At 67.1% G+C, this 21292-nt stretch carries 18 protein-coding genes; 9 read left to right on the forward strand and 9 right to left on the reverse strand.

Translation table 11 applies throughout. The features are described 5' to 3' along the window. The 7 genes from BFF94_RS05310 to BFF94_RS05340 all read left to right on the forward strand — a co-directional run. A partial coding sequence (locus tag BFF94_RS05310; protein ID WP_219139060.1) for a circularly permuted type 2 ATP-grasp protein occupies nt 1–246 on the forward strand: 246 nt, incomplete at its 5' end. A 64-nt stretch (nt 247–310) separates the two neighbouring features. Beyond that, complete coding sequence (locus tag BFF94_RS05315; protein WP_219139061.1) at nt 311–1252, forward strand: alpha-E domain-containing protein; 942 nt, start codon at nt 311–313, stop codon at nt 1250–1252. A gap of 8 nt (nt 1253–1260) precedes the next feature. Then, nucleotides 1261–2268 (forward strand): transglutaminase family protein, encoded by a 1008-nt coding sequence (locus tag BFF94_RS05320; RefSeq protein WP_128846792.1) that lies wholly within the window; start codon nt 1261–1263, stop codon nt 2266–2268. A gap of 104 nt (nt 2269–2372) precedes the next feature. Beyond that, on the forward strand, nt 2373–5801 hold the full coding sequence (locus BFF94_RS05325; protein WP_219139062.1) for a transglutaminase family protein: 3429 nt from the start codon (nt 2373–2375) through the stop codon (nt 5799–5801). A 219-nt stretch (nt 5802–6020) separates the two neighbouring features. Further along, the gene (locus BFF94_RS05330) at nt 6021–8627 is read left to right on the forward strand and encodes a circularly permuted type 2 ATP-grasp protein (protein ID WP_219139164.1); all 2607 of its coding nucleotides are present in this window, start codon (nt 6021–6023) and stop codon (nt 8625–8627) included. Beyond that, nucleotides 8621–9664: a transglutaminase family protein gene (locus BFF94_RS05335; RefSeq protein WP_219139063.1), complete on the forward strand. Its 1044-nt coding sequence runs from the start codon at nt 8621–8623 to the stop codon at nt 9662–9664. The genes BFF94_RS05330 and BFF94_RS05335 overlap by 7 nt, the downstream gene beginning before the upstream one ends. A 181-nt stretch (nt 9665–9845) precedes the next feature. Continuing rightward, nucleotides 9846–10118, forward strand: coding sequence for a hypothetical protein (locus BFF94_RS05340; protein WP_128849232.1), 273 nt, complete (start codon nt 9846–9848; stop codon nt 10116–10118). A gap of 64 nt (nt 10119–10182) precedes the next feature. Here BFF94_RS05340 and pip read toward each other — a convergent pair whose 3' ends face one another. Continuing rightward, nucleotides 10183–11115 carry a prolyl aminopeptidase gene (pip, locus tag BFF94_RS05345; protein WP_128849235.1) on the reverse strand — a complete coding sequence of 311 codons (933 nt, stop codon included), beginning with the start codon at nt 11113–11115 and terminating at the stop codon, nt 10183–10185. Nucleotides 11116–11438: 323 nt separating this feature from the next. On the opposite strand from pip, the gene BFF94_RS05350 reads away from it, so the two are divergent. Further along, complete coding sequence (locus BFF94_RS05350) at nt 11439–12590, forward strand: acyltransferase family protein (RefSeq protein ID WP_128849238.1); 1152 nt, start codon at nt 11439–11441, stop codon at nt 12588–12590. A 28-nt stretch (nt 12591–12618) separates the two neighbouring features. On the opposite strand, the gene BFF94_RS05355 is transcribed toward BFF94_RS05350, so the two are convergent. Together BFF94_RS05355 and BFF94_RS05360 are read right to left on the reverse strand one after the other, a co-directional pair. Further along, entirely contained in the window at nt 12619–13437 is an 819-nt protein-coding gene (locus tag BFF94_RS05355) for a PA3715 family protein (RefSeq protein ID WP_128849240.1), read from the reverse strand. Between the two features lie 246 nt (nt 13438–13683). After that, nucleotides 13684–14067: an ATP-dependent protease gene (locus BFF94_RS05360; protein ID WP_128849243.1), complete on the reverse strand. Its 384-nt coding sequence runs from the start codon at nt 14065–14067 to the stop codon at nt 13684–13686. Between the two features lie 460 nt (nt 14068–14527). On the opposite strand from BFF94_RS05360, the gene BFF94_RS05365 reads away from it, so the two are divergent. After that, the gene (locus tag BFF94_RS05365) at nt 14528–15064 is read left to right on the forward strand and encodes a 2'-5' RNA ligase family protein (RefSeq protein WP_128849245.1); all 537 of its coding nucleotides are present in this window, start codon (nt 14528–14530) and stop codon (nt 15062–15064) included. 64 nt (nt 15065–15128) lie between these two features. Here the strand turns inward: BFF94_RS05365 and BFF94_RS05370 are convergent, their stop codons facing one another. The 6 genes from BFF94_RS05370 to BFF94_RS05395 all read right to left on the reverse strand — a co-directional run bounded on the left by BFF94_RS05370 (nt 15129) and on the right by BFF94_RS05395 (nt 21262). Continuing rightward, nucleotides 15129–15707: a nucleotidyltransferase family protein gene (locus BFF94_RS05370; protein ID WP_128849302.1), complete on the reverse strand. Its 579-nt coding sequence runs from the start codon at nt 15705–15707 to the stop codon at nt 15129–15131. Between the two features lie 313 nt (nt 15708–16020). Continuing rightward, on the reverse strand, nt 16021–16395 hold the full coding sequence (locus BFF94_RS05375; RefSeq protein ID WP_128849247.1) for a hypothetical protein: 375 nt from the start codon (nt 16393–16395) through the stop codon (nt 16021–16023). Between the two features lie 175 nt (nt 16396–16570). Continuing rightward, nucleotides 16571–17635 carry a 2-aminoethylphosphonate aminotransferase gene (locus BFF94_RS05380; protein ID WP_128849250.1) on the reverse strand — a complete coding sequence of 355 codons (1065 nt, stop codon included), beginning with the start codon at nt 17633–17635 and terminating at the stop codon, nt 16571–16573. After that, nucleotides 17635–18816, reverse strand: coding sequence for a phosphonopyruvate decarboxylase (gene aepY, locus BFF94_RS05385; protein ID WP_128849253.1), 1182 nt, complete (start codon nt 18814–18816; stop codon nt 17635–17637). Before aepY ends, BFF94_RS05380 begins: the two co-directional genes overlap by 1 nt. Beyond that, a complete protein-coding gene (aepX, locus tag BFF94_RS05390) occupies nt 18813–20498 on the reverse strand; it encodes a phosphoenolpyruvate mutase (protein WP_128849256.1) in 1686 nt (561 codons plus the stop codon). The genes aepY and aepX overlap by 4 nt, the downstream gene beginning before the upstream one ends. Continuing rightward, nucleotides 20495–21262: a phosphocholine cytidylyltransferase family protein gene (locus tag BFF94_RS05395; RefSeq protein WP_128849258.1), complete on the reverse strand. Its 768-nt coding sequence runs from the start codon at nt 21260–21262 to the stop codon at nt 20495–20497. Before BFF94_RS05395 ends, aepX begins: the two co-directional genes overlap by 4 nt. Nucleotides 21263–21292: the final 30 nt, after the last annotated feature.

A 21292-nucleotide genomic window follows, 5' to 3' on the forward strand; every position in this document is an offset into this window, starting at 1 on the left:
GCGAAGCTGCGCGCGCGCCCCGCGAACTACATCGCGCAACCGACGCTGGCGCTGTCCACGACGCCGATCCTGACCGAAGCCGGCCTCGCGCCGCGCCACGTCGACCTGCGGCCGTTCGTGCTGGTGTCGGACCGGATCCGCATCACGCCGGGCGGGCTCACGCGCGTCGCGCTGAAGGAAGGATCGCTCGTCGTCAACTCGAGCCAGGGCGGCGGCACCAAGGACACCTGGGTGCTGGCCGACTGAGCCGGATGCGACCGCGCGCGCCGGAGTCGGCGCGCGAACCGAACGAAGATGGAGTGGATACGAGATGCTTCTGGGACGCACTGCGAGCGGTCTCTTCTGGATGTACCGCTATATCGAACGCGCGGAAAACATCGCGCGTATTGTCGACGCCGGGCTGCGGATGGCGCTGACGCGCACGTCCGACGCGCCGGCCGAATGGTCGTCGGTGCTCGTCAGCTCGGGCGCGGACGACGGCTATCGGCAGAAATACGACGCGTATGCGGCCGATACCGTGACCGACTACCTGCTGCGCGACCGCGACAACCCGTCGAGCGTGCTGTCGTGCATCGAGGCCGCGCGCTCGAATGCGCGGATGGTGCGCACGGCGCTCACCCGCGAGGCGTGGGAAAGCGTGAACGGCGCGTGGCTCGCGCTGCGCCGCGCGCTCGAGCGGCCGGTGCCGGAGAGCGAACTGCCGGCCGTGCTCGACGAGGTGAAGCGCGAAACCGCGCTGATCCTCGGCAGCTTCTACAGCACGATGCTGCGCAACGAGATCTTCGATTTCGCGCAGATCGGCGCGTTCGTCGAGCGCGCGGACAACACCGCGCGGATCATCGACGTGAAATATCACCTGCTGCTGCCGTCGGTGTCGCATGTCGGCACGATCCTCGACAACTACCAGTGGGAGACGATCCTGCGCTGCGTGGCCGCGCATCGTTCGTACCGCTGGGTGTACGACGTGCAGTACAAGCCGATGAACATCGCCGACTACCTGATCCTGAACGGCCGCATGCCGCGTTCGCTGCGCTATTGCTACGGGCGCGTCGTGTCGAGCCTGAACCTGCTCGCGAAGGATTACGGCGTGACACACCCGTGTCACGACACGGCCGCGAAGATCCTGCAGATGCTGTCCGACACCTCGGTCGAGCGGATCTTCAAGAGCGGCCTGCACGAGTTCCTGACCGACTTCATCGGCCGTAACAACAGCCTCGGGGTCGACATCGCCCAGGCCTACAACTTCGACTGAGACTTACCATGCGACTCGCCATTCGACACATCTCGCGTTATCAGTTCGACGATCAAGCCACCCACGCGCTGCAACGGCTGCGGCTGCGGCCTCAATCGGGCCCCGGGCAGACGGTGCGTGCGTGGCAGGTCACGATCGACGGCGTCGAGCCGACGCTGTCGTACGCCGACGGGCTCGGCAACCGGATCGACCTCGTGCGTCACGACCGCGGCGCGAAGGCGGAGATCGTCGTCGTCGCGGCCGGCGTCGTCGAGACGCAGGACCGCGCCGGCATTATTGGCAATCCCGAGGGTTATGCACCGCCGTGGATCTTCGAGCGCGAGACCGCGCTCACGAAGGCGGGCGATACCGTGTGCGCGCTCGCCGAAGCGCTGCCGATCGAGCCGCACGGCCTCGACGCATTGCACTGGCTGATGACGGAAGTGCACGGCCGCATCGCGTACGCGCCGAACCTGGCCGCCGACGCGCCCGTCGATGCGGAAACCGCGCTGCAAAGCGGCGAGGGCACGAGCCGCGACCATGCGCATGCGTTCATCGCGGCCGCGCGCGTGCTGAAGATTCCCGCGCGCTATATCTCGGGCTATGTGCTCGCCGACAGCGCGATGCAGCGCATCGCCGACGCGAAGCAGAGCGCGGGCGACGAAGACGTGGAGGAAGCGCTCGCGCTGCAGAGCGGCGAGGGCATGGAGCAGGCGCTCGGCGCGTCGCATGCCGCGCAGTCTCAGTCGCAGTCCCAGTCCCAGTCCCAGTCGCAGGGGCTGTCGCAGCCGGCGCTCGGCGCGCAGCCGCAAGCCGCCGCGTTGATGCAGCAGCCGGCCGGCCATGCATGGGCCGAGGCCTATGTCGAAGGGCTCGGCTGGGTCGGGTTCGATCCGTTCATGAACCGTTGCCCGGACGAGCGCTATGTGCGCATCGCGGTCGGCCTCGACTATCGCGACGCGCAGCCGGTGACGGGGCTCGGCGCGACGGCCGTCGGCGTCGAGATCAGCGTCGTGCAGACGCCGGAACTCGTCTGACCCGACGCGCGCTTTCGCCGAATCCGCCATGCCGGGCCGCCGCGTCGAAGGCGACGCGGCGGCCCGGCATGGCGTGAACAGACCCTAACCTGAACCGAGCTCCCATGTCCATCCACGTCGCGCTGCATCACACCACCCGCTACCGCTACGACCGGCTCGTCAACCTCGGCCCGCAGGTCGTGCGGCTGCGGCCCGCGCCGCACTGCCGGACGCCGATTCTCGCGTATTCGATGACGGTCGAGCCCGCGGAGCACTTCGTCAACTGGCAGCAGGATCCGTTCTCGAACTATCTCGCGCGGCTCGTGTTTCCCGAGCGCACGGATCACTTCGAGATCACGATCGATCTCGTCGCCGAGATGTCGGTGTACAACCCGTTCGACTTCTTCCTGGAAGCGAGCGCGGACCAATATCCGTTCAGCTATGACGATGCGCTGAAGACCGAGCTCGCGCCGTATCTCGTGTGCGATCCGCAGGCGAGCGCGTCGCCGCTGTTCCGCGCGTATGTCGACGGCGTCGACCGCACGCCGGCCGGCACCGTGGACTTCCTGGTCGCGCTGAACCAGCAGCTTCAGCACGACATCGGCTATCTCGTGCGGATGGAGCCGGGCGTGCAGACGCCCGAGCAGACGCTCGAGCTTGCATCCGGGTCGTGCCGCGACAGCGCATGGCTGCTCGTGCAGCTGTGCCGGCATCTCGGCATCGCCGCGCGTTTCGTGTCGGGCTACCTGATCCAGCTCACGCCCGACGTGAAGTCGCTCGACGGCCCGAGCGGCACGTCGGTCGACTTCACCGACCTGCACGCGTGGTGCGAGGTCTACCTGCCCGGCGCCGGCTGGATCGGCTTCGACCCGACGTCGGGCCTGCTTGCCGGCGAAGGACATATCCCGCTCGCGTGCACGCCGCAGCCGACCAGCGCCGCACCCGTCGAAGGTCTGATGGACGAGTGCGAGGTGTCGTTCGAGCACGAGATGGCCGTGACGCGCGTGTACGAATCGCCGCGTGTGACGAAGCCTTATACGGAGTCGCAATGGAACGCCATGCGCGCGCTCGGCACGCAGGTCGACGGCGCGCTGGCGGCCGGCGACGTGCGGCTCACGCAGGGCGGCGAGCCGACCTTCGTGTCGATCGACGATCGCGACGGCGCCGAGTGGAATACCGATGCGCTCGGCCCGACCAAGCGCGGCTATGCGACCGAACTCGTGCAGCGGCTGCGCGCCGAATACGGTGACGGCGGCTTCCTGCATTTCGGGCAGGGCAAGTGGTACCCGGGCGAGCAACTGCCGCGCTGGGCGCTGTCGATCTTCTGGCGCGCGGACGGCCAGCCCGTGTGGCACGATCCGTCGCTGTTCGCGGACGAGCGCGAGCCGTCCGCGCTGACGACCGACGATGCGAAACGCTTCATCGACGCGCTGGCCGCGCGGCTGAACCTGACTGGCGAATTCATCCTGCCCGGCTACGAAGATGTCTGGTACTACCTGTGGCGCGAACGCCGGCTGCCCGTCAACGTCGATCCGTTCGACTCGCGCCTTGACGACGAGCTCGAACGCGCGCGGCTGCGCAAGGTGTTCGAGCAGCAGCTCGACAGCGTGGTCGGCTACGTGCTGCCGGTCAAGCGCACGGAAGACGCGCCGGGCCGCGATCGGCCGAGCCTCGACGGGCCGCGCTGGCAGACGGGCCCGTGGTTCTTCCGCGACGAGCGGATGTACCTCGTGCCCGGCGATTCGCCGATGGGCTATCGGCTGCCGCTCGATTCGCTGCCGTGGGCCGGCCGCGCCGACTTGCCGTACCTCGTCGAGCGCGATCCGTTCGCGCCGCGCGACGCGTTGCCGGAAGCCGCTGCCATCCGCGCGCGATACGCGGGCCCGGCCGACGCGCCGCGTTACCTGTCCGGCGTACATCGCGAAGCGACCGCGCAGACCGTGATGCAGTGGCGCAACGACGAATCGGCCGCGGACGGGCGGCGCGCCGCGCACGACTCGCAGCGCCGGCCCGAGCCCTTCGAATCGGCCGGGTGGATCACGCGCACCGCGCTGTGCGTCGAAGTGCGCAACGGCATCCTGTACCTGTTCATGCCGCCGCTCACCGCGCTCGAGGATTATCTGGAGCTGCTCGGCGCGATCGAGCTGACCGCGCACGCGCTCGGCGTGAAGCTCGTGCTCGAAGGCTATCCGCCGCCGCGCGACGCGCGGCTGAAGGTGCTGCAGGTGACGCCCGATCCCGGCGTGATCGAGGTGAACATCCATCCGGCCGCGAGCTTCGACGAGCTCGTCGACCACACCGAATTCCTGTACGACGCCGCCTGGCAGTCGCGGCTGTGCAGCGAGAAGTTCATGGTCGACGGCCGCCATGTCGGCACGGGCGGCGGCAACCACTTCGTGCTCGGCGGCGCGACGCCGGCCGACAGCCCGTTCCTGCGCCGCCCGGACCTGCTCGCGAGCCTGATCGCGTACTGGCACAACCATCCGTCGCTGTCGTACCTGTTCTCCGGCCTCTTCATCGGGCCGACGAGCCAGGCGCCGCGCGTCGACGAGGCGCGCAACGACCAGCTCTACGAACTCGACATCGCGTTCGCGGAGATCCAGCGCAACAAGCTGCTGTACGGGCAGGGCATGCCGCCGTGGCTCGTCGACCGCGTGCTGCGCAACCTGCTGATCGACGTGACCGGCAACACGCACCGCAGCGAGTTCTGCATCGACAAGCTGTATTCGCCCGATTCGCCGACCGGCCGGCTCGGCCTGCTCGAACTGCGCGCGTTCGAGATGCCGCCGCATGCGCGGATGAGCGTCGTGCAGCAACTGCTGCTGCGCGCGCTGGTCGCGCGCTTCTGGGCCGAGCCGTACACGACGCCGCTCACGCGCTGGGGCACCGCGCTGCACGACCGCTTCATGCTGCCGGCGTTTCTTCAGATGGATTTCGGCGACGTGCTGGCCGAATTGCGCGACGCCGGTTTCGCGTTCGATCCGGCGTGGTTCGCACCGCACTTCGAATTCCGCTTCCCGCTGTTCGGCCAGATCGCGGTGAACGGGATGGCGCTTTCGCTGCGCGGCGCGCTGGAGCCGTGGCACGTGATGGGCGAGGAGGGCGCGCCCGGCGGCAACGTGCGCTACGTCGATTCGTCGGTCGAGCGGCTCGAAGTGCGTGTGACGGGGTTGAACGACAACCGGCACGTCGTGACGGTCAACGGCCGCGCGCTGCCGCTGCAGCCGACCGGCACCGTCGGCGAATACGTCGCGGGCGTGCGCTACAAGGCATGGTCGCCGCCGTCCGCGCTGCATCCGACCATCGACGTGCACGCGCCGCTCACGTTCGACATCGTCGACACTTGGCTGCAGCGCTCGCTCGGCGGCTGCCGCTATCACGTCACGCATCCGGGCGGGCGCAGCTATGACACGTTCCCCGTCAACGCATACGAGGCCGAGAGCCGCCGGCTCGCGCGCTTCGTCGAGATGGGGCACACGCCGGGGCGGATGGATGTCGCGGCCGCCGCGCCGAGCCGCGAATTCCCGTTCACGCTCGACTTGCGGCGGCCGTGACCGGCCGATGACGGGGTGACGACGATGCGCGGTTCGCGACCTGCCGGCACGCCGGCCGCTGTCGGCCCCGCCGGAATGCTAGGATGCGGGCAGATTGCGGCCGCGCGCCGCGGCCCGCCGCCTGTGCGGCGGCGCGCGTGCGCGGCCGCGGTCGCACCCTGAAGACGGAACGACATAGTGCCGCCCATTGACATCGATCATCTCGCCGCCCCCGACGCGATGCCCACGCTTTTCGATACCGGCGCGCAGCCGGACGCCGCAGAACTGGCCGCCGCGCTCGCGGCGCCGGCCGCCGCCGGCCGCTACGACGAACTGCGCGGCAGCGCGGCCGGCCTGAACGCGCCTTCGCTCGCGCCCGCGTGGCGCAGCTTCTTCACGTCGATCGGCAGCGACGGCGTGGCCGACCTCGATCGCCGCGCCGACGCGCTGCACCGGCGCATGCGCGAGAACGGCCTGTTCTACCAGCTGCACGAGCAGCGCGCCGGCGACGGCGCGGCCGGCCCGTGGTCGCTCGACCTGCTGCCGCTGATCGTCACGCCCGAGGACTGGGTCGCGATCGAGCGCGGCGTGCTGCAGCGCGTGCGGTTGCTCAACGCGACGCTGGCCGACCTGTACGGGCCGCAGACGATCCTGCAGCGCGGGCTGCTGCCGCCCGCGCTCGTCACCGGGCATCCCGGCTACCTGCGCGCGATGCGCGGCGCGCGCGTGCCGGGCGACACCTGGCTGCACGTCGTCGCGTTCGATCTCGCGCGCGGCCCGGACGGGCAGTGGCGGATCGTCGCGCAGCACACGCAGGGCGCGGCCGGGCTCGGCTACCTGCTCGAAAACCGGCTCATCGTGTCGCGGCTTTTTCCGCGCGGGTTTCGCGGGCTGCGCGTGCAGCGGCTCGCGTCCGCGTACCGCGCGCTGTTGCAGAGCATGCAGGCGCTCAGCCCTGCCGCCAGGAATTCGCGGATCGTGCTGCTGACGCCGGGGCCGCACAGCGCGACGTATTTCGAGCACGCGTATCTCGCGCGCTACCTCGGCCTCACGCTCGTCGAAGGCGGCGACCTGACTGCGCGCGACAACCGCGTATTCCTGAAGACGCTGCGCGGGCTCGAGCCGGTGCACGGCATCCTGCGGCGCGTCGACGACGCGTGGCTCGATCCGCTCGAACTGCGGCCCGATTCGATGCTCGGCGTTCCGGGGCTGCTGCAGGCCGTGCGTGCGGGCAACGTGCTGCTCGCGAACGCGCCGGGCTCGGGCTTCCTCGAATCGCCGGCCATGCTCGGCTTCATGCCGCGTCTCGCGGAAGGCCTGCTCGGCGAAACGCTGACGTTGCCGGCCGTGCATTCATGGTGGTGCGGCGAGGCGGCCGCGTGCGGCGACGCGCTGCCGCAGCTCGCGCGCGGCATCGTGAAGGCGTCCTATCCGCCCGACGTGCAGGCCGGCGGCCCGTTCGACCCGGTGATCGGCGCGCGGCTCACGCAGGCGCAGCTTGCCGACTGGCGCGCGCGGATCCTCGCACAGCCCGAACACTACACGGTGCAGGCCGACTTGCCGCTGTCGCAGGCGCCGACCTGGCCGCAGCCCGACGCGCCCGATGGCAACGGCAGCGCGCGCATCGTGCCGAAGCCGCTGCTGCTGCGCGTCTTCGCGCTCGCCGACGGTGCGCAGCGCTGGCGGCTCCTGCCCGGCGGGCTGTCGCGGGTCGGCACCCGCGACACGCTGTTCAACGCGCCGATGCCGCACGGCGGCAGCACCGTCGATACGTGGGTGATGACCGAAGGCGTCGTCGATTCGACGACGCTGCTGCAGACCCACCTCGGCCCCGACGATCTCGTCGAGCGGCCGCGCGCGATCGCGAGCCGCGCGGCCGAGAACCTGTTCTGGCTCGGCCGCTACACCGAGCGCGCGACCAACCTGATGCGACTGGCGCGCGCCGCGCTCGAACGGCTGCGCGGCGAGGACGATGTCGACAGCCCCGCGCATCTGGAACTGATCGACACGCTGTGCCGCGACACGGGCCTGATCGCGGCCGATGCACCGAACGCCGTCGATGCGCCGCGCGCGTTCCAGCACGCGCTCGCGACGTCGCTGACGCGCGGCGCGGATCGCACGTCGGGCATCGCGTCGTGCCTGTTCGGGATGCGCGGCGCGGCCGCCGCGATCCGCGAACGATTGTCGAGCGATCAGTGGCGGCTGATCGACGACGCGACGCAACTGTTCGCGGACAGCGCGGGCCAGCCGGAAGCCGAGGAGCAGATCGGCAACGAGGCGCTGCAGTTGCTGGAACGTCTCGGCCTGCTGCTCGGCGCGATCACCGGCGCGCAGACCGACAACATGACGCGCGACGACGGCTGGCGATTGCTGTCGATCGGCCGGCAGATCGACCGGCTGGACTTCCTGTGCAGCGTCCTGAAATTCGCGTTCGAGGAAGGCGCCGTGCACCGGCAGGACGGCTTCGAGCTCGTGCTGGAACTGCTCGACAGCACGATCACGTTCCGCTCGCGGTTCCAGCGCGGTTTCGATGTCGCGCCGCTGCTGTCGCTCGTCGTGCTCGATACCGACAATCCGCGCTCGCTCGGCTGGGTCGTGCAGGCGCTGCGCGGCCGGCTGACGAAGGTCGAGCGCGGCGAAGGCTATGCGCTGTCCGAGCTGGCCGAGACGATTCCGGACGTGCCCGCGTGGTCGCTGCACGAGCTGTGCGAAACCGCCGACGGCGGCCGGCACGACCGGCTGCTCGACGCGCTCGATACGACGGTGAAGGCGGTCTGGGAATTGTCGAACCGGATCGGCGAACGCTATTTCAGCCACGTGCGCGAGGCGGGCAGGACGCTATGGTGACGACCAAGGGCGCAGCGAAAACGCCGCCCGGTTCCGGCAATGCACGCCAGACCGCGGCACCGGCCACGCCGGCCGCACCGGCCGCCGTTGCGTCCGGCCGGTTGCTGCGCGTCACGCACGATACCGAATACCGTTACGCGGCACGCGTCGAATCGGCGCAGCACCAGGCACGCCTGCAACCGCTCGCGACGTCGCGCCAGCAAGTGCTGTCGTTCTCGCTCGACATCGAGCCCGCGCCGGAATCGGTCTGCACGGAGATCGACGCGTTCGGCAACGCGCGCGCATCGTTCGCGCTGAACCAGCCGCACGACGCGTTGCTCGTGCGCAGCCGCAGCACGGTGCGCGTGACGCCGCCCGCGTGGTCGCTCGGTGCGCGCGGCGAGCCGCCGCCCGCGATCGCGCAGCCGGATGGAAAGCTGGCGACCGCGTGGGAAGCCGTGCGCGACCGCTTGCAGTTCCGCGCGGGGCAGCCTTACGACGCGGCGAGCGAATTCGTGTTCGCGTCGCCGCACGTCGTGTGCGATCCCGAACTCGCCGCGTATGCGGCCGCGAGCTTCACGCCGCAACGGCCGCTCGTGCAGGCCGCGTGGGACCTGATGCGGCGCGTGCATGCCGACTTTGCCTATACGCCGAACAGCACCGACATCACGACGTCGGCGCTCGATGCGCTGCGCTTGCGCAAGGGGGTCTGCCAGGATTTCGCGCACGTGATGATCGGCGCATTGCGCTCGCTCGGGCTGGCTGCGCGTTACGTGAGCGGCTATCTGCTCACGCAGCCGCCGCCCGGGCAGCCGCGGCTGATCGGCGCCGACGCGTCGCATGCGTGGGCCGAGGTGTACGACCCGGCGTGGCCCGAGGACGGCGGCTGGCTGCAGCTCGATCCGACCAACGACCGCGCGCCGGGCGACGACTACGTGATGCTGTCGATCGGCCGCGACTACGCGGACGTGACGCCGCTACGCGGCGTGATCCGCGGCGGCGGTGCCGATCAGGAGCTGAAGGTCGGTGTGACGGTCGAGCCGCTTGATACGCCGTGATGCGGTGCCGCCCGCCCGGGCGATTCATCGTTTAAGTCTTCGTTAATACTGCACGCCTAGCATGGTGTTGCCGGCGAACGGATCGGACCTTGGTCCGGCGCGCCGGCGGCACGCGCGGGTGCGTCGACGTCACGGCGCCGCGCCGTCGCGCGTCGCCATGACCTTGCAACGGCGGCAGACCATGATCAAGAACTTCGACTACACGCTCGGCAGCGAGACGATTGCGCTCTGCGCGAGCTTCGGCGCGGGGCCGGCGTGGCGCCGCGTGCTCGTGAGCCGTGCGGATTCGATGGAGACGCTGGTGGTGCTCGACGCGCGCGGCCTGTCGGGCCTGTTGAAGGTGGCGACCGAGGAGCCGGAAGGGTTGCTCGACGACGCGATCCGCAAGGTCGGCGACGAACAGCTCGTCGAGCGGGCGATCAGCGGCAGGGCGATCGTCGAAGCGGCGCTTTGATCAGGCGGCGCGTGCGTGCCGGCAGGCATGGCCGCACGCGCCGCGTTGCGTTGCGTTGTGTTGACTACGCGGCGAACCGGTCCGTCGCCGCGAGCAGCGCCTTCAGGATCCCCGGCTCGTTGTACGCGTGTCCGGCGCCGGGCACGATCTCGAACGTCGCGTTCGGCCACGCTTTCGACAATTCCCATGCGGTACGCGCGGGCGTCGGGATGTCGTAGCGGCCCTGCACGATCACGCCAGGAATGCCGGCGAGGCGATGTGCGTCGCGCAGCAGCTGGCCTTCCTCGACGAAGCCCTTGTTCACGAAGTAGTGGTTTTCGATCCGCGCGAACGCGAGCGCGTAGTGGCCGTCCGCGTAGTGCGCGGCGAGCGCGGGATCGGGCAGCAGCGTGATCGTGCGGCCTTCCCAGATGCTCCATGCACGCGCGGCTTCGAGCTTCGCGGCTTCGTCGTCGCCCGTCAGCCGGCGATGGTAGGCAGCCATCAGGTCGCCGCGCTCGGCTTCCGGAATCGGTGCAACGAAGGCTTCCCACAGGTCGGGGAACAGCCACGACGCGCCTTCCTGGTAGTACCACAGCAATTCCGCGCGACGCATCGTGAAGATCCCGCGCACGATCAGCGCGCTTACGCGCTCGGGGTGCGTCTCGGCGTACGCGAGCGACAGCGCGCTGCCCCACGAGCCGCCGAAGACGAGCCATTGCTCGGCGCCGACCATCTCGCGCAGGCGTTCGATATCGGCAACCAGATGCCACGTCGTGTTGTTCTCGAGGCTCGCATGCGGCGTCGAGCGCCCGCAGCCGCGCTGGTCGAACAGCAGGATGTCGTAACGCTCGGGATCGAACAGGCGGCGATGGTCGGGGCTGCAGCCGGCGCCGGGGCCGCCGTGCAGGAACACGGCGGGTTTGCCGGCCGGGTTGCCGCAGCGCTCCCAGTAGATGCGATGGCCGTCGCCGGTGTCGAGGTGGCCGTGGGCGTAGGGTTCGATCGGTGGGTACACAGACAGGCTCCGGGTGAGGGTCGACAGGAGGCGGACGAGGCGCGGGCCGGTGTGCGGGCGGGGACTGCGGATATTGCGGCGCCGCAAAAAATTCGTTGCGTAGGCATCGGACCGGCCGCCGCCGGACAAGGCTTGTCATTATGCCCATTCGCCGCCCCGGATGTCGGCTCGCTTCGGCGTGCGCCGCCGCCGGTGTCCGCGCCGGGGATTTTTGAAGCAATTTCATTCCGATATTTTTCATACAAAATCCCGGCGGCAGATCGGTGTGCCGGAACGGCGGCGCCGGCCTGCCGCCCATCCACCGTGCCAGCGGGAACCAGCCGATGAACCATCGCGTCACGCAGTTGACCGGATTGCGCGCCGTCGCGGTGGCGATGGTTGTGGTCGGACACGCCGAGCACGTGCTGCCCGGCGGCTATACGGGCTGGTATGCGCCGTTGCGGCTGATCGCCGATGGCCGGCTCGGCGTGCTGATCTTCTTCGTCCTCAGCGGCTTCCTGATCACCAACGTGCTGCGCGCCGAGTTCGCGCGCACGGGCGGCATCGCGCTGACGTCGTTCTACGTGCGCCGTGCGCTGCGGATCTGGCCGGCCTGCTATGTGTATCTCGCGGCCGTCGCGATCGTGGCTTTCGCCGGCTGGTTCGACGTCGACCGCCGGCAGTGGCTCTATGCCGCGCTGCACCTGTGGAATTACTCGGCGTGGTTCGGGCTGACCGCCGACAACCTGCTGCATCCGGACGGCGCTTGGTATCTCGGCCACTTTTGGTCGCTCGCGCTCGAGGAGCAGTTCTACTGGTTCTGGCCGCTGTTGTTCGTGTTCGGCGCCCGCCGCACCGGCACGCGCTGGCTGGCCGCGCTGATCCTGATCGTGCCGCTGGTGCGTGCCGTCACGTATTTCGTTGCGCCTGCACTGCGCGGGCAACTCGCGATGATGCTACACACGGGTGTCGATCCGATCCTGATCGGCTGCTATGCGTCGCTCAACCGCGAACGGCTCGAAGCGTGGATCGGCTCGTGGCGAGGCGAGGCGCGCATCGTGACGGCGATCATCCTCATCGTGCTGCTCGGGATGCCGCTTGCCGAACATCGGCTCGGCGGCTTCTGGAATGCGACGTATGGCGTCACGCTCGAAGCCGCGCTGATCGCAGTCGTGATCGTCGTGCTGAATTTCCGTAGTGAGTTCTGGTGCGCGCGCTGGCTACGGGCTGGACCGGTGGTGTTCATCGGCACGATTTCGTTCAGCCTCTATCTTTGGCAGCAGCCGTTCGCGAATCCGGACCTGCCGGTTCCGCACGCGTTTCCGCTCGGGATCGTGTGGGCGCTGCTGGCCGCGACGGCCAGCTACTTCCTCGTCGAAAAACCGTTCCTGCGGCTGAAGGATCGCTATACGGCGCGCGAGGCGCGACGCGTGCGCGACGACGCGCGGCGGATGCCGGCGCCGACCGACGCGATCGGGCCGAAGGTGGCGGAGTAGGCGGGCGGGGCGGCGGTTCGCCGCAGTCTTACTTGAAGCGCTTCATCGCGGCGGGCGAGTACCAGAAGTTTCGGAACATATCGATCCCGTACGTCTTGCCGTCGTAGTGGACGATCGTGCGCGCGGTGCGCTTGCCCGTCTCCGAGTATTTGCCGTCCTTGCGCTGCGTCTTCGTGATGTGGGCTGTGATCGACAAGTCCGCGAAATCGTGGTTCGATGTTTTTTCAACGGCGATCGTCATGCGGGCATTTTCGCTGAGCGCGTCGCCGGCGCCGGGGCCGCAGGCGTCGCCTTCGACGCTGACCCACCCGTAGAGGTTGGTGCCGAACACAGGGCGGATGCGGTTGCCTTCGCGTACCCACAGTGTCAGCTCCTCACTCGCGTCGGCATCGGGACAGCTCGCCCCGCGCGCGCTGCTCGTGAACACGACGCCGAACGCACGCACATCGGGCGACAGCCGGTACGGCGCCGTGTCGATGCGGTAGCTGTTCTCGCCGATTTCCGTCGCCGCATCCTCTTGGACCACCGACCGCTCGGCCGCCACGACCTTGCCGCCTTCGACGAGCGCAACGACCTGCAGCTTGTTGCTTTCGTCCGGGTTCTTGCTTTTCGGCAGAGAATCGAACGCGACGGCTGCGATTGTCGTGTCCGGCGCATTCGGCATGACCTTGCACGCCGACGCGACGACGAGCCGGTTCGTGTCGCGCGCGGCGATGCGTGCGCTGACGATGCCGGCCCAGCGGGCGACGGCAACGACGGTCGCGTCGTCGCAAGCCTGGTTGTCAGCGGCCTGGACGGCGGGGGCGGCGGCGAGCGCCAGCAGCGGGGCGAAACGAAGGATTCTCATGGTCACGATGGAAAAGGTTCTTCACGGATTTCCGTGGGGGTTGCTTACCGACCCGTTGCTGCCGGTCGAGCCGTTGCACCTCCGGGGGCAGGTGTCAGAGTACAACGCTCACTCGTTCCGAAGATCCGAAAGTTTGTCCTCCCTTAGCGGATCGGCTGCAGCAACTGAGAGCCCGGCGCACCACGTGACTGACCTGACTCTAGCCCCGCACCCAGCACGACTTGAGATCCCAATGGCGAGCAATGGTCAGAGATCTCCGCGCACTTCACCGGTTCCCAGCGCGCTCCGCTGCCGGTTGACTTCCGCCCAAAGCTCATCGCTGTCGTCATTGCGCAGCAGGACCATCCAGTCCAGTTGATTGTCGGTCACGCCGAAGTATTCCAGGATTTCCCGGCGAACCGCATCGACGAACTGCGCGTATTCCGGGGTTGCCTGGGCCTGCGCGTGCAAGGCATCGTATGCTGCATCGTCCGCGCCGCCGCCGTGCTCGTCGATATAGCGCGAGATCCACTGGTCTCGTTCGTGGTCGTAATCGGCCTCGGCGCGCATTGCTTGCACAGCCGTGTAGAAATCCAATTGGGCAAACGCGGCGATCGCCGCCGTTGTCGCCTCGTCGAATGTAGTCGTCATTCCATCTCTCATGTTGGTCATGGCACATCATCACACGGGTCGCACCCGGGGAGGCGCCTCGAATCCGGACGGTGCAACACGTCGCCTGGCGCCGACGTTTGGCCCGTGCAAAGGCACCGGGATCGGGAGGTTCACGCCTTCGAGTGCGCCACTCATCGGGGCCGCACGGGCGACAGGATACTCAATTTGCTGCGCCGCAAGCACAGCGATGAAAACAACCGGGTGCGGCAGATCGCAGAACAAGTTTCGAGCGTATCGCCGCGAGCGTCACACCGGCACTTAGGCGCCATGCGGGCGCTGGTCGTGAAAATTGCTCATAATGGCCGAACTCCGCCGGATACCTTCCCGGTGGTCCGTTACCGGTTCAAAACGACCCACAAGGGCCATCTGGAACGCTCCATAGCGGCCGTTCGACCTGGTGTGGCACACTCTCAAGAAATTTACCTAAACCGATCGTAGTATGTTCACGTCAGCGTTTGTCGTTGAGGTTTCCGCAGCCGAACCTGTAGTCGCTGACCTGCGGCGCCGCTTCGATGCTTCCGCAAGCTTGGGAGTGCCAGCACATATAACGCTTCTGTTTCCGTTCATGTCACCCGCCGAAATTACGTCGGAAATCATTCAGCACATCGAAAGCGCGTTGAGCCTTGTGCCATCGTTCGATTTCTCGTTGACGCAGATCGGTCGGTTTCCGACCACCACCTACCTCACCCCAGATCCTGTTGAGCCGTTCGTCGCGCTGACAACTGCCCTGGTTGAACGCTTTCCCCAGTATCGTCCCTACGGCGGCGTACACGATGGCACAGTTCCGCACCTGACTGTCGCGCACGGAGACGCCGCAATAGCAAATTCCGCCGCCACCGCACTGGAAGAGCGTCTGCGCATTCTTGAGCCGATTCGAACACGATGCAGCTCCGTGTATTTGCTTGAAAATTCGTCAGGGCGTTGGAAGCAGATGCGCGTATTCGACCTTCCTGCAACCAACATGCGGAGCCAATAGACCGGGCCCCGCCACGCCCGAAAGCCTATTGAGCGCCCCTGTCACCCCGGTATTCCTCCGGTAATCAACAAGGTACGACGACGACTTGGGGCCAGCGCTTTCGGTATTGCTTTTCCGCGACGCGCATTCGATATGTATCAACACTGACGCGCTGCGGGTTGCGCCGAATGACCATCGAGAAAAGATCCTCCAGCCCATACGGCGCAATAACGTCTACCGAATCATCATCACGAAGCACGATCCCGACCGAGGTTGCAAATTCCGGCCACGATGCAACTGCGTCCTCCAGAGAGCCAAGCGGTGGAACTGGATGGCCGAAGGTTCGCTCGAACCAGACGTGAACGGCCGCTTGATTGGTAACCTCCCACGGCACACTGAGAAGCGTGGCGGTCAAACGGCGCTTGAGGCTCGCGTCCCGCGCGGCGGAGAAATCGGTCGAGTCAAAGTAAGCAACATCGATGTCCGATAGCGCGGATGGCGTCCGAAACGCGTGCAGTTCATCCCACACGAGGTTACGTATCGCCCCGGCTCCGATACACCACGAGGAGAGATTCAGGCTACGCGCAGCGACGAGTGCAGGCCAGAACCATGCCGATTGGCGCGCAATACTCGCAAGACGTGCTTCCAAGTCGGCTGCTGACATGGACGATTGTTCTCCATTAACGAAGCGCTGGCGGTACAACGCCAAGCGTTCGTCCGGCGCTAGTCTTCACCATCGTCTCTCGAATCTTTCGACATCGCAACGACGAAGTCATCAAGCGTTCCATATGCAGACCACGTCGGATACTCGGCTGCGAACTGGTCCACGCTTGACTGGCCCCAAGTGAGATGCACATTGGCGTACGTGCCATCGAAAAGAACCACGAGAACGTCGTCGCTATCAACGCGTCGGCACCTCAGCAGGTCGATGGGAACAGCGATGGAAGTGCATGGCCATCCGGGCGCAGTTCGAGTAGCTAGCCAATAACACTGCCATCTGCGCCATACACTTCACACTCGTCGCCTTGTACCTTTGCGTCAAGCTTCCGGGCTAAATGCCACATCTTTTCGAGAATCGCGCCGTCAGGATTCTTGACTACTACGTTGCCTTGCCAGAAATCGAACCACGCCATGTTTCCACCTGCCCCTGTTCCTGCGTAGGCGGTCCAAACAGCCAACCCGTCACTATCCACGCGCAGAACACTGCCGTCGCCAACAACTGCACTCGCGTACCCATCGAGACGCATATCTGGATCGGACAGAACAAGTGCTTTCCACTCGTCGATATCAATTTTTGGTCCGCGTTCGTCGAACCAATTTTCCCTGCGAGTGATGTGGACGTCGTATCCCATAGTCTTCCTTCCAAGCTGCGGAGAGTCATTTCGACCACAATTGTCAACGATTCAGGTCATCCCGTCGAACGTCTCTTCATGGCCGAACACGAACAAACGTATCGCGCTTCCCGAAAACCCGAGATGAACCAAAAAAAAGGCCCTTGCGGGCCTTAGGTCAACGAAAGGGCGCGGCTTACCGCGTCAACGCCGTAAACCCATCCAGCAACCGCTCAACATCAGCCGCTTCGATCGCGCCCATCGTCGAGATGCGGAACAGTTCCTTCGACAACCCGCCTTGCCCGGCATAGATCACGAAGCCGCGAGCCTTCAACCCATCGTGCAGCGCCTCATACGTGACGCCCTGCGGCAACCGGTACGCACGCAGCACAACCGACGACGCACCTTCCGGCAACACAAGCGACATCCCGCGCGCTGCAAGCCCGGCCTGCGCCTGGTCCGCCAGCGCCTTGTAATGCGCATGACGCGCACGCCAGCCGCCAGCTTCATCAAACTCACGCAGCGCCTCGACCAGCGCGTAATACGCATGCACGGACGGCGTGAACGGCGTATTCCGCTGATCCTGCAGCTTCGCAAGACGACCGAGGTCGAGGTAGTAAGTACGGCTCGTGGCCTTCGTGAGCGCGCTGCGGCGCACGATCACGAACGCTGCTCCCGGCACGCCGTGCAGGCACTTGTTCGCGGTCGCGGCAACGGCATCGATATCACCGCCGGCAAAATCGATCGCTTCCGCGCCAAAGCTGCTCACACCGTCGACGAGCATTTTCACGCCGCGCGAACGACATACTTCGGCGATCGCGCCGAGGTCGTTCAGCCGCCCCGTCGTCGTTTCATGATGAATCACGGCGACATGCGAGTACCCACCCGCGTCGAGCCGCGCGCCAATCTGCACGAGATCAGGCGCCTGCATCCACTCATGCTTCAACACATCATGCGCGATCCCGTACTGCGTCGCGATCTGCGTGATCCGCTCGCCGTACACGCCGTTCTCGATCACGAGCAGCTTGCCGTCCTGCGGCACGAGCGCCGCGATCATGCTCTCGACGGCGGCCGTTCCGGAGCCCGTCATCAGCACGGCTGCCCATTCAGCCGGATCGAGTTCATAAGCAGCGACGAGGCGCGCGCGCGCTTCATCCTGCAGATCGAAGAATTCGCTTTCGCGATGGCACAGGTCGGGTTGCAGCAGGCTGCGGCGCACGCGTTCGGTGAGCGTGACCGGGCCGGGGTTCAGCAGCAGCATCAATGGGCTCCTTCAACGTGGGCTTCGGTCTGCGCGGCGCCGATGTGCCGCATCAGACGGGTCTTGACCTCGACCGGCGTGACGGTCGGGCGGGGCAGGCCGTCGGGCACGCCGGTGCGGATCGCCAGGCGCACGAACTGCGCACCGTCGGCCGGCGCGGCAAGCGCCGTATCGAGCAGGTCGAGCGTATCGCCTTCGACCGCCGACGCATACCCGCACGCGGCAGCAACACCCGCGAACGAAACATGTTGCGACACGGTGGCCTGGCCGCCCGTCGATTCGTGCGCGCCGTTGTCGAGCAGCACGTGCATTAGGTTGGCCGGGCCGTAGGTGCCGAGCGTGGCGAACACGCCCATCCGCATCAGCGCGGCGCCGTCGCCGTCGACTGCCACCACGCGCAGGTCGGGGCGCGCGAGCGCGAGGCCGAGCGCGAGCGGCGTCACGCAGCCCATCGAGCCGACCATGTACAGCTGGTTCGGACGATCGTCGATCGCGTAAAGCTCGCGGCCGCAGAAGCCGGTCGACGCGAGCACGACGGTCGAATCGACCGGCGTGTGCGCGATCACGCGCTGCAGCGCATCCTGGCGGGTCGGCCATGCGTCGGCCGACGCGGCGCGCGACGACGATTGCGCGGCGACATGCGCGCGCGGCTTCGCGGCCGGGTTTGCCTTCAGTTCATACGGCGCGACGCTGCCTTTCTGCATCACGAGCGCGTACGGGCGGCCCGTCGCGTCCATGTGCGCGATCGCGCGGTCGAGTGCCGGGCCGACCTGTTCGGGGTCGGTCGGGAACGTCTCCCACGGGATCTCCATCGTGTCGAGCATCGCGGGCGTGATCGGGCCCATCAGCGCGTGCTGCGGCTCGTCGGCCACGCCCGGCTGGCCGCGCCACGTGACGATCAGCAGTTGCGGCAGGCGGAACGTCCAGGTCAGCGACGTCAGCGGGCTCACCGCGTTGCCGAGCCCCGAGTTCTGCATCATCGCAATGCCGCGCTTGCCGCCGAGCGTCGCGCCGGCGATCAGCGCGACCGCGTCGCCTTCGTTCGCGGCCGACACGTAATTCAGCGTCGGGTCCTGCAGCACGTAATTGATGAACGGCGTCAGGTACGAGCAGGGCACGCCCGCGTACCAGTCGAAACCGCGCTCGCGCGCGGCCTCGACGAACTGGGCCGCTTCGATCATTGCGCGCCCCCGTTGCCGGCACCCGGTTCGGACAGCGGCGTCTGGCCGTGCGCGAAGTCGCCCGCGCGGCGGAAGTCCTCGAGATCGTTGACGCCGCGCCAGTGGCCGTGCACGTACTGCACCTCGATCTTCTCGCCGGCGGCGATCAGTTCGTTGAGCAGCGACGGGATATCGAGCGTGTCGAAATCAGGACGCGCCTGCAGCGTCGCGAGCATCGCCTTCAGGCGGTCGACACCGGCGCCGCGCACGTTCAGCAGGCCAATCCAGCGGCCGTGCGGCGTGCCTGCGGCGACATCGCTCGATACGCGTTGCAGGTACGTCTTCTGGCCGAACAGGCCGCGATCGTCTTCAGCCGAGCAGAGCGCGAAATCGCGCACGCTCTGGTTGGTCTCCGTGAGCGACGAATCGACCACCACGCTGAACTCGGCCTCGCTCTCCGCGAGGTCGCGCACGATGTAGCTGCGGAACAGCAGGTCGCCGTACGAGATCACGGTATCGCCCGTCAGGCGTTCGGCCGCGCATGCGAGCGATGCGAGCTCGCCCGTCTGCGCATGGCGTTCGTTGACGACGAGCTTGATGCCCGACGTGTCGATCGCGTCGGCGCGATAGCCGCCGACCACGGTGATGTCGTTCACGCCGTGCGTCTTGAAGCCGTCGACGAGCCAGCGCAGCAGCGGCTTGCCGGCGACCGGCAGCATGACCTTCGGCTTGTCTTCGGTCACGGCTTCGAGGCCCTTGCCGCGGCTCGCGGCGAGCACGATCGCCGCGTTCGACGCGCGCGACGACGACGACAGGTAGATACGCTCGGCCGCCGAGTATTCGTCGGCGTCCTGCAGGCGGAAGATCTCGTTGACCGATGCGACGCGGTCCTCGACGTTGATCAGCGTTTCGTTCTCGTGGATCTCGCGGGCGGTCGCCTGCATCGCGGATGCCGATGCGCGGATCAGGTGGTTCGCCCAGATCACGGTGCTGATGCCGGCCTGGCGGAACACGTCGGTCGGCGTGCTGTAGTACTTGGTCGGCACGATCACGAGCGGCGCCTTGCCGCTCCATTCGCGCGCGAACTGCAGGATCTCGTCCGGGCGCGACAGCTTGCTGTGGATCAGGATCGCGTCGGCGCCGGCTTCCGCGTACGCGTTCGCGCGGCGCAGCGCCTCGTCCATCCCCCAGCCGGCGATCAGCGCTTCGACGCGTGCGACGATCGAGAAGTCGGGGTCGGTCTGCGAATCCTTGCCGGCCTTGATCTTGCCGCAGAACTCGTCGATTTCCGCGAGCGGCTGGCGCTCGCCGCCGATGAAGCTGTTCGTCTTCGGGAACTGCTTGTCCTCGATACAGACGCCGGCGATGCCGCGCTGCTCGAGCTTCTTCACGAGGCGGCGCACGTTGTTGAAGTTGCCGTAGCCGGTGTCGCCGTCGAGCAGGATCGGCAGGTCGCTCGCGTCGGCCATGAATTCGAGCACGTCGACGACCTGGGTCCAGCTCGCCTCGTTGTTGTCACGCACGCCGAACTGCGCGGAGATCGCGAGGCCCGATGCCCAGATGCCCTTGAAGCCGGCCTCGCGGACGATTCGCGCGGACAGGCCGTTGTGCGCTTCCATCAGGAATTCGAGGTCGCTGCTGACGAGCATGCGGCGCAGGCGTGCGCTGCGCGATTCGGTGAAGTTGGGTTCGCGTGCGTTCATCGTGCGGCTCCTGCGGTGGTGCGTTGAATCAGGGGGAGAATGTCTTGCGTGGCGCGTGCGACATCGTTCGGGAAGTCGATCTCGATCCACGGCAAACCGGTGACGTCGGCGACGTCGAACGAATGACCGCCTTCGAGCAGCAGGTCGCGCACGGCTTCCTCGTGCGGCATGTTCGCGCGGCCGCTGTCGACGTAGCCCGCGACGATCGCCGCGAGGCGGCGCGCGGTGCCTTCGGTGAAGCGGAAGAAGCCGACCGATTCGCCGATCGTGTCGTACTCGAGGTCGACCGCGAGCTGCTTGCGCAACTCGACCGGCACGCCGTTCTTCACGCACAGCTTGACGGGCTCGTCGCCGGCCTCGAAGTCGCGGTCGATCAGCAGGCGATCGACTGCCTTGTCGGGATCGGCCACCAGCGCATGCAGGATGTTCTCGTCATACAGCACATCGGCGTCCATCAGCAGCACGTCGCCGCCGCGCGTCATCGCATCGGCGACGGTATGCACGGTCAGCACGCTGCCGAGGTCGTAGCGGTCGTTGATCACGATCTCGGCCTGGCGGCCGAGGCGCTTCAATTCCTGTTCGACCTTCTCGTGCTGGAAGCCGAGCCCGAGCACGATCTCGTCGACGCCCGCGGCATCGAGTACGCGCAGATGGCGCTCGAGCAGCGACACGTCGTCGAAGCGCAGCAGGCACTTCGGGAACTGCGCTTCGGGCGGTTGTTGCAGGCGCAAGCCGAGGCCTGCCGCAAGAATGATGGCTCGCATGGGTTCTCCAACCAAAAAGCCGGCGGATCT

The sequence above is a fragment of the Burkholderia catarinensis genome, from assembly GCF_001883705.2.
Classification (GTDB): domain Bacteria; phylum Pseudomonadota; class Gammaproteobacteria; order Burkholderiales; family Burkholderiaceae; genus Burkholderia; species Burkholderia catarinensis.

Excerpts from the sequence above, each read along its gene's own strand:
- BFF94_RS05350 (WP_128849238.1), top strand. The coding sequence starts at position 11,439 with ATGAACCATCGCGTCACGCAGTTGACCGGATTGCGCGCCGTCGCGGTG.
- BFF94_RS05365 (WP_128849245.1), top strand. The coding sequence starts at position 14,528 with ATGTTCACGTCAGCGTTTGTCGTTGAGGTTTCCGCAGCCGAACCTGTA.
- BFF94_RS05320 (WP_128846792.1), top strand. The coding sequence starts at position 1,261 with ATGCGACTCGCCATTCGACACATCTCGCGTTATCAGTTCGACGATCAA.
- BFF94_RS05355 (WP_128849240.1), bottom strand. The coding sequence starts at position 13,437 with ATGAGAATCCTTCGTTTCGCCCCGCTGCTGGCGCTCGCCGCCGCCCCC.
- BFF94_RS05360 (WP_128849243.1), bottom strand. The coding sequence starts at position 14,067 with ATGACGACTACATTCGACGAGGCGACAACGGCGGCGATCGCCGCGTTT.
- BFF94_RS05335 (WP_219139063.1), top strand. The coding sequence starts at position 8,621 with ATGGTGACGACCAAGGGCGCAGCGAAAACGCCGCCCGGTTCCGGCAAT.
- BFF94_RS05370 (WP_128849302.1), bottom strand. The coding sequence starts at position 15,707 with ATGTCAGCAGCCGACTTGGAAGCACGTCTTGCGAGTATTGCGCGCCAA.
- BFF94_RS05325 (WP_219139062.1), top strand. The coding sequence starts at position 2,373 with ATGTCCATCCACGTCGCGCTGCATCACACCACCCGCTACCGCTACGAC.
- aepX (WP_128849256.1), bottom strand. The coding sequence starts at position 20,498 with ATGAACGCACGCGAACCCAACTTCACCGAATCGCGCAGCGCACGCCTG.
- BFF94_RS05375 (WP_128849247.1), bottom strand. The coding sequence starts at position 16,395 with ATGGGATACGACGTCCACATCACTCGCAGGGAAAATTGGTTCGACGAA.
- BFF94_RS05395 (WP_128849258.1), bottom strand. The coding sequence starts at position 21,262 with ATGCGAGCCATCATTCTTGCGGCAGGCCTCGGCTTGCGCCTGCAACAA.
- BFF94_RS05315 (WP_219139061.1), top strand. The coding sequence starts at position 311 with ATGCTTCTGGGACGCACTGCGAGCGGTCTCTTCTGGATGTACCGCTAT.
- aepY (WP_128849253.1), bottom strand. The coding sequence starts at position 18,816 with ATGATCGAAGCGGCCCAGTTCGTCGAGGCCGCGCGCGAGCGCGGTTTC.
- BFF94_RS05330 (WP_219139164.1), top strand. The coding sequence starts at position 6,021 with ATGCCCACGCTTTTCGATACCGGCGCGCAGCCGGACGCCGCAGAACTG.
- BFF94_RS05340 (WP_128849232.1), top strand. The coding sequence starts at position 9,846 with ATGATCAAGAACTTCGACTACACGCTCGGCAGCGAGACGATTGCGCTC.
- BFF94_RS05380 (WP_128849250.1), bottom strand. The coding sequence starts at position 17,635 with ATGCTGCTGCTGAACCCCGGCCCGGTCACGCTCACCGAACGCGTGCGC.